General features: G+C 73.1%; 9 protein-coding genes and 1 pseudogene. 2 read left to right on the top strand and 8 right to left on the bottom strand.

Annotation, left to right across the window (positions count from 1 at the left end; all coding sequences use genetic code 11):
• Positions 1–2 precede the first annotated feature (2 nt).
• Entirely contained in the window at positions 3–1,268 is a 1,266-nt protein-coding gene (locus AMK33_RS06735; RefSeq protein ID WP_073932067.1) for an NAD(P)-binding domain-containing protein, read from the top strand.
• A 110-nt stretch (positions 1,269–1,378) separates the two neighbouring features.
• On the opposite strand, the gene AMK33_RS44875 is transcribed toward AMK33_RS06735, so the two are convergent.
• The 7 genes and pseudogenes from AMK33_RS44875 to iolC form a co-directional block, all read right to left on the bottom strand.
• Positions 1,379–2,347: a chaplin gene (locus tag AMK33_RS44875; protein ID WP_073931806.1), complete on the bottom strand. Its 969-nt coding sequence runs from the start codon at positions 2,345–2,347 to the stop codon at positions 1,379–1,381.
• Between the two features lie 153 nt (positions 2,348–2,500).
• Complete coding sequence (locus AMK33_RS06725; protein ID WP_073931805.1) at positions 2,501–3,373, bottom strand: ABC transporter permease; 873 nt, start codon at positions 3,371–3,373, stop codon at positions 2,501–2,503.
• Positions 3,370–6,039 (bottom strand): alpha/beta fold hydrolase, encoded by a 2,670-nt coding sequence (locus AMK33_RS06720; RefSeq protein WP_073931804.1) that lies wholly within the window; start codon positions 6,037–6,039, stop codon positions 3,370–3,372. The genes AMK33_RS06725 and AMK33_RS06720 overlap by 4 nt, the downstream gene beginning before the upstream one ends.
• 117 nt (positions 6,040–6,156) lie before the next feature.
• Positions 6,157–7,557 carry an APC family permease gene (locus tag AMK33_RS06715; RefSeq protein WP_073931803.1) on the bottom strand — a complete coding sequence of 467 codons (1,401 nt, stop codon included), beginning with the start codon at positions 7,555–7,557 and terminating at the stop codon, positions 6,157–6,159.
• A gap of 302 nt (positions 7,558–7,859) precedes the next feature.
• Entirely contained in the window at positions 7,860–9,362 is a 1,503-nt protein-coding gene (mmsA, locus tag AMK33_RS06710; protein ID WP_073931802.1) for a CoA-acylating methylmalonate-semialdehyde dehydrogenase, read from the bottom strand.
• 188 nt (positions 9,363–9,550) lie between these two features.
• Positions 9,551–9,643 (bottom strand): annotated as a pseudogene (locus AMK33_RS43695) (5-deoxy-glucuronate isomerase); the annotation flags it as partial.
• Positions 9,644–9,726: 83 nt separating this feature from the next.
• A complete protein-coding gene (gene iolC / locus AMK33_RS06700; RefSeq protein WP_073932066.1) occupies positions 9,727–10,677 on the bottom strand; it encodes a 5-dehydro-2-deoxygluconokinase in 951 nt (316 codons plus the stop codon).
• Between the two features lie 445 nt (positions 10,678–11,122).
• On the opposite strand from iolC, the gene AMK33_RS06695 reads away from it, so the two are divergent.
• Positions 11,123–11,323, top strand: a complete 201-nt coding sequence (locus AMK33_RS06695) for a helix-turn-helix transcriptional regulator (protein WP_073931800.1) — start codon at positions 11,123–11,125, stop codon at positions 11,321–11,323.
• A gap of 2 nt (positions 11,324–11,325) precedes the next feature.
• On the opposite strand, the gene AMK33_RS06690 is transcribed toward AMK33_RS06695, so the two are convergent.
• A complete protein-coding gene (locus AMK33_RS06690; protein ID WP_073931799.1) occupies positions 11,326–12,366 on the bottom strand; it encodes a zinc-dependent alcohol dehydrogenase family protein in 1,041 nt (346 codons plus the stop codon).
• Positions 12,367–12,483 lie beyond the last annotated feature (117 nt).

The raw sequence follows: 12,483 nt of genomic DNA, 5'->3' as shown, positions 1-12,483 counted from the left end.
TGATGTACGACCTTCTGGTGGTGGGCGCCGGTCCGTACGGTCTGTCGATCGCGTCCCACGCCGCGGACGCCGGACTGAGCCTGCGCGTGTTCGGCCGGCCCATGGCGTCCTGGCGGGACCACATGCCCGGCGGCATGTTCCTGAAGTCGGAGCCGTGGGCGTCCAACCTGTCCGACCCGGGCGGGCGCTGGCGGCTGGACGCGTACTGCGCCGAGCAGGGCCTGACGGCACGTCACGCACACCCGATCCCGGTGGAGGCGTTCGCGTCGTACGGCCTGTGGTTCGCCCGCAACGCCGTGCCGGAGGTGGACGAGCGCACGATCACCCGGATCTCGTCCGGCGCCGACGGGTTCACGACGGTCACCGAGGACGGGCAGGCGCTGCACGCGCGGACGGTGGCGCTGGCGGTCGGGGTGATGCCGTTCATCGAGGTGCCGCCGACCCTGCGCGGGCTGCACCCCACGCTGGTGACGCACAGCAGCCACCACAGCGACCTGGGCCACTTCCAGGGCAAGGACGTCACGGTGATCGGCGGCGGCCAGGCGGCCCTGGAGACTGCGGCGCTCCTCGCCGAACAGGGCACGCGCGTACGGGTGCTGGCGCGGGCGGAGCGGCTGCGGTGGAACGATGTGCCGCCGGCCTGGGAGCGTCCGTGGTGGCAGTCGGTCCGCTCACCGCACAGCGGGCTGGGCCCCGGCTGGCGGAACTGGTTCTACTCCGAGCGCCCCGGCCTGTTCCGGCGGCTGCCGCAGACGTCCCGGTCGCGGATCGCGGCCACGGCGCTGGGTCCCGCGGGCGCGTGGTGGGTGCGGGACCGGGTGGAGCGGGCGGTGGACCTGCTGCCGGGCCAGGAGGTCACGGCGGCCGCCGCGGTGCCGGGCGGGCTGCGCCTGGACCTGACCGGCCGTGACGGTGCCCGGCGCTCCCTGGAGACCGAGCATGTCATCGCCGCCACCGGGTTCAAGGCGCACCGTGACCGGCTCGGCCTGCTCTCCGCCGAGCTGCGCGGGACGCTGGCGGCGCTGCCGGACGGTTCCCCGGTGCTCGGCCACAGCTTCGAGTCGTCGCATCCGGGACTGTTCCTGGCGGGCCTGGTGACCGCGTCCGGTTTCGGTCCGGCGATGCGCTTCGTGCACGGCGCGACGTTCACGGCGCCGACGCTGGTCCAGGGGGTGCGCCGGCGGCTGAGGTCGACGCCGGTGCGCGGGACGGTTCCCGTGCCGGGCGGCGGCAGCCGCAGCGGGGCTCCGTCGCCGGTGAGCGGCTGACAAACACGTACGACGACGCGTCCCCCGGACCGGGACCGGTCCGGGGGACGCGTCGTCGTACGGGCACGGCTGCCGGGTGGGGCGGGCCCGGCAGCCGGCGGCTCAGCGCCTCAGCGGCGGGAGGCGAGGCGGCCGCGACGGTAGACCATCGCGCCGCCGACGATCAGGGCGGTGCCGGCCGCCGAGGCGGCGATCAGGCCGTCGCTGCCGGTCTCGGCCAGGTGCGGCGGGTTGCCGGGCACTTCCGCCTCCTCGGCCGGGGGCTTCTCGACCTCGTGGGCGGGAGGCATCCTGACGTGGGTGGGCGGCGGCGTCTCCTTCTCGGGCTCGTCCTCCTCGCCGTAGCCGCCGTAACCGCCGTCGTTGACGCAGGTGGTGCCGTAGGCGTCGTTGAACAGCCCGATCACGTCGACGTTGTTGTCGCACGCGTTCACCGGCAGGTGGACGGGCACCTGCACGTTGTTCCCGGACAGCACACCGGGCGAGCCCTTGGCAGCGCCCACCGCGTGCGCGTCACCGGAGTCGCCGTGGTCGCCGTAGGAGGAACCGGCGGTCGAGGAGTCGCCGTGCGACCTGTCCGCGGACTTCTCCGCGTCGTCGTGGGAGCCGTAGGAGCCGTTGACGCACGTGTTGTCGGACGCCTCGTTGAACGCCCCGACCACGCTGACGCCGTTGCCGCACGCGTTCACCGGCGCGTGGACCGGCGCCTGCACGTTGTTCCCGGACGCCAGTCCGGGCGAGCCCTTGGTGCCGCCCACCGCGTGCGCGCCGTCACCGGAGTGACCGTACGCGCCGTCACCGGAGTGACCGTGCGCGCCGTCCTCGGATTTGTGGGAGCCGTTGACGCACGTGTTGTCGGACGCCTCGTTGAACGCCCCGATCACGCTGACGCCGTTGCCGCACGCGTTCACCGGCGCGTGGACCGGCGCCTGCACGTTGTTCCCGGACAGCACACCGGGAGAATCCTCGGCTCCGCCCACCGCGTACGAGTCGGCGAGGGCGGGGGTTCCGTACAGGGACAGAATGCCCGTGGCGGCGGCGGCCGCCACGAACACTCCCCTGCTCAGGGTCTGTCGCAATGTGGTTGTCTTCCTGCTTGAAGAAATGGGAGCGGCCACGCGTTCTGGCCCTCCGCTGCCGCATGGCCTACTCCTTCATCAACCCGAATCGGCGGAATCGGTTGCGCAGGTTCACCCGGTTGGACCGCGCGACAGGAGCACGGTCCGGGGGCGTCAGGACACCACGTCCTTGCGGACGAACCCGCGGAACGCCAGCGCGAACAGCACCAGCGCGTACGTCACGGACACCGACGCGCCCTGGATCATGCCGGACCACTCCGGGGTCGGCTGGACGGCGTCCGCCCAGGCGAACTGCCAGTGCGCGGGCAGGAAGTGACGCCAGTCGCCGAGGGCGGTGACGGCGTCCAGGACGTTGCCGACGATGGTCAGGCCGACCGCGCCGCCGACCGCGCCCAGCGGGGCGTCGGTGCGGGTGGACAGCCAGAACGCGAGCCCCGCGGTGACGAGCTGCGACACGAACAGGTACGCCACGACCACCACGAGCCGCTGCGCCGCCGTACCGGGATCGAGCGCGCCGCCGGTGGGGATCTGCAGCGGGCCCCAGCCGTAGGCGGCCGTGCCGACGACGAGCGCCACCACCGGCAGCAGCACCATCGCGGCCAGGCTCAGCCCCAGTCCGACGATCAGCTTGGACCACAGCAGCCGCATCCGGGGCACCGGCGCGGCGAGCAGATAGCGCAGGGAGGACCAGCCGGCCTCCGAGGCGACCGTGTCCCCGCAGAACAGGGCGACGGGGATGACCAGCAGGAAGCCCGCGGACACGAACAGGTTCACGGCGGCGAAGTTGGCGCCGGAGGCGGTGGCCGTGTCCATCAGGTTCACCCGGCCACCGGGACGGTCGGGCTCGCCGCCGATCGCGAAGGCGACCACCAGCACGAACGGCAGGACGGCGAGGATCGCGCCCATCACGAGGGTGCGGCGGCGCTTGAGCTGGCGGACCAGCTCGACCCGGAGGGGCAGGGTGCGGCCCGCGCGGTAGCCGGCGGCGACCTCGACCCGTTCAGTGGGCTCGGCGAGCGTGCTCATGCGGAACCTCCGATCAGGGTGAGGAAGGCGTCTTCGAGGCGGCGGTGCGGGCCCACCGACGCCACGGGCACCTCCAGCCGGACCAGTTCGGCGACCAGACGCGGGGCGGTGCCGTCGGCGTCGAGCCGGACCAGCAGCCCCTCGTCGGTGCGGACGGCCGAGGCGACGCCCGGCAGCGCGGCGATCTTCTCGGCGACCGGCTCGTCCACGGGCGCCTCCGTTCCGACCAGCAGGGTGTCGCCGGAGCCGACGATCTCCCGCACCGGACCGGCCTGGACGAGCTGCCCGCGGTCCATCACCACGAGGTGGGTGCAGGACTGCTCGACCTCCGACAGCAGATGGCTGGAGACGATCACCGTGCGTCCGGCGGCCGCGTACCGGATCATCACCTCGCGCATCTCACGGATCTGCGGCGGGTCGAGTCCGTTGGTCGGCTCGTCGAGGATGAGCAGGTCCGGCAGGCCGAGCATGGCCTGGGCGATGGCGAGGCGCTGGCGCATGCCCTGGGAGTAGGTGCGCACCGCGCGGGCGAGCGCGTCACCGAGCCCGGCGATCTCCAGGGCCTCCTCCAGGTGGGCGTCCTCGGCCGGACGTCCGGTGGCCCGCCAGTACAGCTCCAGGTTCTCCCGCCCGGACAGGTGCGGCAGGAAGCCCGCGCCCTCGACGAAGGCGCCGACGCGGGACAGCACGGGGGCGCCGGGGCGGATGGCGTGGCCGAAGACGCGGATCTCGCCGCCGTCGGGCCTGATGAGTCCCATCAGCATGCGCAGGGTGGTCGTCTTGCCGGCTCCGTTCGGCCCGAGCAGGCCGAGCACCTGCCCCTTCTCCACCCGGAAGGACAGGTCCCGCACGGCGTACCGGTCCGAGGAGCGGGCGTACCGCTTGCTCAGGCCGGTGATCTGGAGCGGGACGTCGGCGAGTTCCGGGTCGGGTGCCGGGGCGGTGGTGCGGCGGCGGCCGGTGAGCAGCAGCCCGAGGGCGATCAGGGCACCGGCGACCGGCAGCCACACCACCCACGCGGGCAGCGGGGCCGCGGCGGTGGTCACGCCGGGGGCGGTGGGCACCGTGAGGTCGCTCTTCAGGGAGACGGTGTACGTCGCCGGGGCGGCCGGGGAGGCGTAGCCGAGGTCGGTGGAGGCGAGAACGAGGCGCAGCCGGTGGCCCTTCTGGACCTCGTGGTCGACGGCCGGGAGGGTGAGCGTCACGTCCTTGCCGGACCTGGCGTCCTCGACGCGGACGGGCGCGACGAGCTGCGAGGGGAGCACCTGCTGCCGTCCGTCCGGGCCGACGTCGTACACCTTGCCGAAGAGGACGGCGTCGTCGCCGGTCGACTCGACGTGGACGGTGACGGTCGGCGATCCGGTGATCCGCAGGTCGTCGGCGACCGGGGCGGACTCGAAGCGGGCGTACTGGCCCGGGAAGTCCAGGGAGACACCGACGCCGAGCGAGGAGAGCTGGGCGAGCCCGCCGGAGCCGCCGAGGCCGGGCAGGGAGGAGATGGCGGGCGGGTTGGCGCCGGCCGGGTTGGCGAAGCTCTGTTCGCGTCCGGTGAGGGGGAAGGACCGGCCGCCGTTCGTCAGCCCCGGGTAGGTGTCGGCGCTCGCGCCGTTCAGCACGGCCTCACCGTCGGTGGAGTCGACGCCTCCGGTGCGGGTGACGCGGAAGGCGGGGCCGGTGTCGACGCCCTTGTCGTCCTTCAGGTACCGGTCGAACCAGGTCCGTACGCGCTGCCGCACGCGGTCCGTCTCCGGGTTGCCGCCGTCGTGGCCGCCCGCGATCCAGTCGACGTCGACCGGGGCGCCGTTGGCGCGGATCGCCTCGGCGGCGGCGTCGGCCTGGCCGAGCGGGAAGAGCGAGTCCGTCTGCCCCTGCATGAGCAGCGTGGGCACGTCGATGCGGTCGGCGACGGCGGCCGGCGAACGCGCCTCGAGCAGCTCGCGCGCCTCGGCGTCCGGGACACCGGACTCGGCGACCCGCTCGTACATCGCGCACAGCGCGGGCTCGAACCGCTCGCAGCCGCCACCGGAGTTGACGAAGACGCCCGCCCACAGCTTCTTGAAGACACCGTTCGGGAAGAGCGCGTCGGCGAGGTCGAAGTAGGTGATCGCCGGGGCGATGGCGTCGACCCGGTCGTCGTACCCGGCGCCGAGCAGGGCGATGGCACCGCCGTACGAGCCACCCGCCATACCGACCCGCGGATCACCGTCCTTGTCGAGCTCGACCTCGGGCCGCTCGGCCAGCCAGTCGATCAGCCGGGAGACGTCGGCGACCTCGCCCTCGGGGTCGTTCAGCCCGATCTTCCCGGTGGACCCGCCGAAGCCGCGCGCGGACCACGTCAGCACGGCGTATCCGTCGCGCGCGAGGTCCTCGGCCTGCTCCCGCACGTCGTCCTTGCTGCCGCCGAAGCCGTGCCCGAGCAGCACGGCGGGCCGGCGCCCGCCGGGCCCGGCGGTGAAGTACGAGGTGTCGATGCGCACCCCGTCGCCCACGCTCATGACCCGGTCGGCGCGGGTGACCGCGGGCGCGTCGTCGGAGGCGACGGCGCTCCACGTACCGGCACCGGCGAGCACGACGACGGCGGCCGCGGCGGCGATGACCCGTCGCGGCCGCCGTGACAGCGGCCGTCGTGACCGCGGCCACCGCGATCCGGGCAGTCGAAGATCCATGCGTCAACGGTACGGGGCGAACCTGTCGGACAGATGTCGACCGGAGACCGAACCCGGGGACCTCCCGGGGGCGTACGGGAGGGCCGTCGCGTACCGCGTCCGTGGTACGCCGGCGGCTCAGGACCGGGCGTCCTCCGGAAGGGTCACCAGCCAGCGGGTGGTGGGGCGGGGGCGGAGGTAGAGGGCCCAGTAGAGGGTGGCGGCCGCCATGATGCCGCCGGTCCACAGGAGGTGTACCGGCTCCTGCTGGGTGAGGACGTAGGCGAGGACCACGATCAGGAGGGCCGGTACGGCGGGCCACAGCGGCATGCGCCAGGCGCGGGCGTGGCGGTGGGCGCCGCGGCGGGAGAGCAGGGCGGCGACGGCGACGAGCAGGTACATGCCGGTGACGGAGACGCCCGTGACCCCGTACAGGGTGTCCAGGTTCACGAAGCACAGGGCCGCGCCGGGGACGCCGACCGCGAGGGTGGCGACCCAGGGGGAGCCGAAGCGGCCGAGCCGGGAGAAGACGGCGTTCACCGGCGCGGGCCAGGCCTTGTCCCGGGCGGAGGCGAACAGGACGCGCGAGTTCTGGATGACCATGACGATGCCGGCGTTGACGATCGCGAGCGCCACGCAGAGGCTGACGAAGGTGCCGACGGCGGAGTTGGACCAGGCGGTGACCATGGCGGAGATGTCGCCGCCGGTCAGCTCGGCGAGGTCGGAGGCGCCGAGGGTGATGGCGACGACCGGGACCAGGATGACGACGGCGGAGATGCCGAGGGTGGCCAGCACCGTGCGGGCGACGTTGCGGCGCGGGTTCTCCAGTTCCTCGGAGAGGTAGACGGCCGAGGCGAAGCCCTGGGTGATGAACAGGGCGATGGCGAGGCCGGAGACGACCAGCAGGGCGGTCACGGCGTCCGGGCGGCCGTCGGCGCCGGCGACCTCCAGGGAGGCCAGGCTGCCGAGGCCGCGCTCGCTGTGGGCGAAGCCCAGCACCGCCACCACGGCCGCCGCGATGACCTCCAGGACCAGGAAGACGCCGGTGATCCAGGCGTTGGCGCGCAGGTCCAGCAGGCCGGCGAGGGTGGCGAGCAGCATGACGGCGGCGCCGGTCCAGGACGGGTCGAGGTGGGCGATCGGGGCGAGGTAGTCGGCCGTGCCCATCGCGATCACCGGCGGCACGATCATCACCACCAGCAGGGACAGCACGAAGACCAGCCAGCCCGCCAGCCGTCCGGCGAGCGTGGAGACCATCGCGTACTCGCCGCCGGCACTGGGGACGAGAGTGCCCAGTTCCGAGTAGCAGAACGCCACGGCGACGCAGAGCAGCGAGCCGATGGCGATGGTGAGGGCGGTGGCGGTGCCCAGGGAGCCGAACAGGTCGGGGACGACCACGAACAGCGTCGAGGCCGGTGTCACGCACGAGAGGGTGAGGAGTGTGCCGCCGACGACCCCGATGGAGCGCTTGAGCTTCTGGGGGCTGTCCGGGGCCGCCGGGGCGACGGCGGTCTCGGCGGGGCGGAGCGTGTCGGTCATGCGGCGGTTCCGATCGACTCGTGCGACAAGAAGTGACGGCCGGGAGCGCTATCGCCTCCGGCGGATCAGGTCGTACGTCGTGTGTCCGCTCCCGGTTTCGCAGAATGGAATCCGACGGAAACCGTGACGTCAATGGGTCTTTGCCTGCGGAATTCGTTGGCCATGAGCCCTGTGAATGCCCATCCGGACACAACGGGGCGCCAAGTAAGCGGCTTTCCCTTCCTGCGGTAACCGCAGGAGAGACCCGCAAAAAAATGGGGCCGTCCGCATAACGGACGGCCCCGGGGGGCGTTCGGTGACGCTCAGTGGTTGCGCGGGAAGCCCAGGTCGACGCCGGTCGGGGCGTCCGCCGGGTCGGGCCAGCGGGTGGTGACGACCTTGCCGCGGGTGTAGAAGTGCGTGCCGTCGTTGCCGTAGATGTGGTGGTCGCCGAAGAGGGAGTCCTTCCAGCCGCCGAAGGAGTGGTAGCCGACGGGGACCGGGATCGGGACGTTCACGCCGACCATGCCGGCCTCGACCTCCAGCTGGAAGCGGCGGGCGGCGCCGCCGTCGCGGGTGAAGATCGCGGTGCCGTTGCCGAACGGGGAGCTGTTGATGAGGTCCAGGGCCTCCTCGTAGGTCTCCGTGCGCAGGACGCACAGGACCGGGCCGAAGATCTCGTCCTGGTAGGCCTTCGCCGTGGTCGGCACCTTGTCGAGGAGGGAGATGCCGATCCAGTGGCCGTTCTCGTGGCCGTCCACCGTGTAGCCGGTGCCGTCCAGGACGACCTCGGCGCCCTCGTCCGCCGCGCCGGCGACGTAAGAAGCGACCTTGTCGCGGTGGACCTTGGTGATCAGCGGGCCCATCTCCGAGGTGGGGTCGTTGCCGGGGCCGATCTTGATCTTCTCGGCGCGCTCACGGATCTTCTCCACCAGGGTGTCGCCGATCGCGCCGACGGCGACGACCGCGGAGATCGCCATGCAGCGCTCGCCCGCCGAGCCGTAGGCCGCCGACACCGCCGCGTCGGCCGCCGCGTCGAGGTCGGCGTCGGGGAGGACCAGCATGTGGTTCTTGGCGCCGCCGAGGGCCTGGACGCGCTTGCCGTTCGCGGAGGCGGTGGTGTGGATGTAGCGGGCGATCGGGGTGGAGCCGACGAAGGAGACCGCCTTGACGTCGGGGTGGGCCATGATGCGGTCGACGGCCACCTTGTCGCCGTGGACGACGTTGAACACGCCGTCGGGCAGGCCGGCCTCCGACAGGAGTTCGGCGATGCGGACCGATGCGGACGGGTCCTTCTCGGACGGCTTCAGCACGAACGTGTTGCCGCAGGCGATGGCGATGGGGAACATCCACATCGGCACCATCGCGGGGAAGTTGAACGGCGTGATGCCGGCGACGACGCCCAGCGGCTGGCGGATGGACGACACGTCGACGCGGGTGGCGACCTGCGTGGACAGCTCGCCCTTGAGCTGCACGTTGATGCCGCAGGCCAGCTCGACGATCTCCAGGCCGCGCGCCACCTCGCCGAGCGCGTCGGAGTGCACCTTGCCGTGCTCGGCGGTGATCAGCTCGGCGATCTCGTCGCGGTGGGCGTCGAGCAGCGCGCGGAACTTGAAGAGGATGGTGGTGCGGGCGGCCAGGGAGCTCTGGCCCCAGCTCAGGTACGCCTCCTTGGCGGCGGCGACCGCGGCGTCGACCTCCTCGACGGAGGCGAACGCGACCTTCGTGGTGACCTCGCCGGTCGCCGGGTCCGTCACCGGGCCGTACGTACCCGAGGCGCCTTCGGCGGTCTTGCCGCCGATCCAGTGGTTGACGATCTTCGTCATGACCGAGAACTCCTTCGCAGATGGCGGCGACGGGTGGAGACGTGCCGTTCGTACAGCTCGTGCGCCTCGGCTGCGGGCGGACGCGCCGCGGCCTCGGCCACGGATCCATACCAACAGGTCCGGGCCGCCGGGCGGGCCCGACACAGTGTCGGCCGTTTCGGGGCCCGCATAGACATGTGGGACTTCGGCGGAACCTCCGGCGCGGGGCCGCGGCGGGCGGGGAGTCGTCGCTCGCTCTTCGCTCCTGCCAAAGCGAAGCGGCCTCCCGCGCCGGAGGCGATCGGTGGGGTGGTGCCGGTGGTACCGATGGTGCTGATGGTGGCGGTGGTACCGGTGGTGACGTCCCGGGGGACGTACGGGTCGGTCATGTGACGGCCCCGGCGGCGAGCGCCGCGTCGATCTCGTCGGGGGTGGGCATCGCGGAGGAGCACTCCAGGCGGGAGGCGACGATGGCCCCGGCGGCGTTGGCGTGCCGCATGGTCTTCTCCAGGTCCCAGCCGGCCAGCAGGCCGTGGCAGAGCGAACCGCCGAAGGCGTCGCCGGCGCCCAGGCCGTTGAGGACGGTCACCGGCAGCGGCGGGACCTCGGCCGACCGGCCGTCACGGTCCATGGCCAGCACGCCCTTCGGCCCCTGCTTGACCACCGCGATCCCGACCCCGGCGGCGAGCAGGGCGCGGGCGGCGGCGTGCGGTTCGCGCTCCCCGGTGGCGACCTCCACCTCGTCCAGGTTGCCGACGGCGACCGTGGTGTGGCGCAGGGCCTCGCGGTAGAAGGGGCGGGCGGCGTCGGGGTCGGTCCAGAACATGGGGCGCCAGTCGAGGTCGAAGACCGTGGTGCCGGACCTGGCGCGGTGGGCGAGGGCGGCGAGGGTGGCGGTGCGGCTGGGTTCCTCGCTCAGACCGGTGCCGGTGACCCAGAAGACGCTCGCGTCGCGGATGGCGTCCAGGTCGAGTCCGTGGGCGTCGATCTCCAGGTCGGGGGCCTTGGGCCGGCGGTAGAAGTAGAGCGGGAAGTCGTCCGGCGGGAAGACCTCGCAGAAGGTGACCGGGGTGGGCAGGCCGGGGACGGGGGTGACCCAGCGGTCGTCGACGCCGAAGTCGCGCAGCGCCTCGTGGAGGTAGGTGCCGAAGGGGTCGTCGCCGGTGCGGGTGATCACGGCGGTACGGCGGCCGAGGCGGGCGGCGGCGACCGCTACGTTGGTCGCCGAGCCGCCGAGGAACTTGCCGAAGGACGTGACCTGCGGCAGTGGTACGCCCGTCTGGAGCGGATAGAGGTCCACCCCGATCCGCCCCATGGTGATCACGTCGTACGCCATCGCGTCCCCTTCGTACGGCTCCACGCCTGTGTGGTCCTCCCCGGTTTCTAGCCCCGGGCACGAAGCCCTGTCAATGTTTTGTCCGGACATTCGGACGAGACTTTGCCGGGGGCCTGCCCGGATCCGCTGCCGCGAGGGCCGGTCCGGCCGTCGCAGGTCCGGTCCGGCCGACACGGAGTCCGGACCGGCCGGCACACGGGAAGTCAACGCGCCCCGCCGACGGACCGGCGTGCGCCTGTGTGGCATCCCTGTCACAAACACTCCCGCGCTGTCACGGGCGTCACACGTGCGCGGGCCTTCCGTCACATCCGGCGCACAACCCCTGCCCTGCCGCCGACGGGCCTCGTTCACCGGGCACAACGCATGCCTGATCACCAGCGCACGCCCGGCTCCCCCTGACGGCCGCCCCCGGCCGTCGCCGTGGTGCGCGCGGGGAGGTGCCACCATGACCGACCGATCGCTGTGGTCCTACAAGGACATCGCGGCCCACATCAAGGTGCAGCCGGACACCGTCCGCTCGTATCGCAAGCACGGGCTGCTGCCCCCGCCCGACCATGTGGAGGCGGGCAAGCCCTACTGGTACGCCGACACCGTCCGGGCATGGGTGGCCTCCCGGCCGGGCAACCGGGGCCGCGGGAACGGCTGAGGTCAGCTCCAGGGCTCGATGACGGTCACGCCCGCTCCCGCCGCCGCCCCGCCCATGGCCGCGAGGGCGGGCGGGGCGGCGTCCAGGGTGATGGTGGAGGTCACCAGCAGATCGGGGCGGAGCACGCCGGCGCGGACCAGTTCCAGCATCGGGGGATAGGTGTGCGCGGCCATGCCGTGGCTGCCGAGGAGTTCGAGGGCGATGGCGCGGGCCATGGGGACGGGCGTGGTGCCCGTCGGGGAGGGCAGCAGGCCGACCTGGACGTGGCGGCCCCGGCGGCGCAGGCTGTCGACCGAGGCGGCGCAGGTGGCGGGTGCGCCGAGGGCGTCCAGGGAGAGGTGGGCGCCGCCGCCGGTGAGGTCGCGGACCGCCCCGGCGGGGTCCCGCACGGCCGCCGCGTCCACACATTCCGCGGCGCCGAACTTCCGTGCCAGGTCGAGGGCGCCCGGTGACACGTCGACGGCGACGACGCGCGCACCGGCCGCCGCGGCGATCATCACCGCCGACAGGCCCACCCCGCCGCAGCCGTGCACGGCCACCCACTCCCCCGCCGCCGCCCGGCCCCGCTGCACCACCGCACGGTAGGCCGTGGCGAAACGGCAGCCGAGCGAGGCGGCCGTCGCGAAGGACATCCCGTCGGGGACCGCGACGAGGTTCACGTCCGCGTGGTCCAGCGCCACGTACTGGGCGAAGGAGCCCCAGTGGGTGAAGCCGGGCTGGGTCTGGCGCTCGCACACCTGCTGGTCGCCGGCCGCGCAGGCGGGGCAGGAACCGCAGGCGCAGACGAAGGGGACGGTGACCCGGTCCCCCGCGCGCCAGCCGGTGACCCGCGCGCCGACCGCCTCGACGGTCCCGGCGAGTTCGTGGCCGGGGACGTGCGGGAGGGTGATGTCCGGGTCGTGGCCCTGCCAGCCGTGCCAGTCGCTGCGGCACAGGCCGGTGGCCTCGACGCGGACCACGACCCCGTGCTCCGCGGGCTCCGGGTCCGCGACCTCCCGCACCTCGGCCGGTTCCCCGTACCGCTCGAACACCACCGCCCGCATGACCCGCCCCGCCTTCCGCTCGGCCCGACCGTCGTGGATTTATACCCCTAGGGGGTATAAGCTGGGCGGCAGGAGGGTCTCAAGGTCCCCCGTGACCCGCGTGGGCCCGCACCGCCC

The organism is Streptomyces sp. CB02400 (genome assembly GCF_001905725.1).
In the GTDB taxonomy this organism is placed as follows: domain Bacteria; phylum Actinomycetota; class Actinomycetes; order Streptomycetales; family Streptomycetaceae; genus Streptomyces; species Streptomyces atrovirens.
This window is presented reverse-complemented; position numbering and strand designations above follow the sequence as displayed.

What these genes read in the sequence shown, in the direction of transcription:
- AMK33_RS06735 (WP_073932067.1), top strand. Translation starts at nt 3, where the DNA reads ATGTACGACCTTCTGGTGGTGGGCGCCGGTCCGTACGGTCTGTCGATC.
- AMK33_RS06725 (WP_073931805.1), bottom strand. Translation starts at nt 3,373, where the DNA reads ATGAGCACGCTCGCCGAGCCCACTGAACGGGTCGAGGTCGCCGCCGGC.
- AMK33_RS06720 (WP_073931804.1), bottom strand. Translation starts at nt 6,039, where the DNA reads ATGGATCTTCGACTGCCCGGATCGCGGTGGCCGCGGTCACGACGGCCG.
- AMK33_RS06715 (WP_073931803.1), bottom strand. Translation starts at nt 7,557, where the DNA reads ATGACCGACACGCTCCGCCCCGCCGAGACCGCCGTCGCCCCGGCGGCC.
- mmsA (WP_073931802.1), bottom strand. Translation starts at nt 9,362, where the DNA reads ATGACGAAGATCGTCAACCACTGGATCGGCGGCAAGACCGCCGAAGGC.
- iolC (WP_073932066.1), bottom strand. Translation starts at nt 10,677, where the DNA reads ATGGCGTACGACGTGATCACCATGGGGCGGATCGGGGTGGACCTCTAT.
- AMK33_RS06695 (WP_073931800.1), top strand. Translation starts at nt 11,123, where the DNA reads ATGACCGACCGATCGCTGTGGTCCTACAAGGACATCGCGGCCCACATC.
- AMK33_RS06690 (WP_073931799.1), bottom strand. Translation starts at nt 12,366, where the DNA reads ATGCGGGCGGTGGTGTTCGAGCGGTACGGGGAACCGGCCGAGGTGCGG.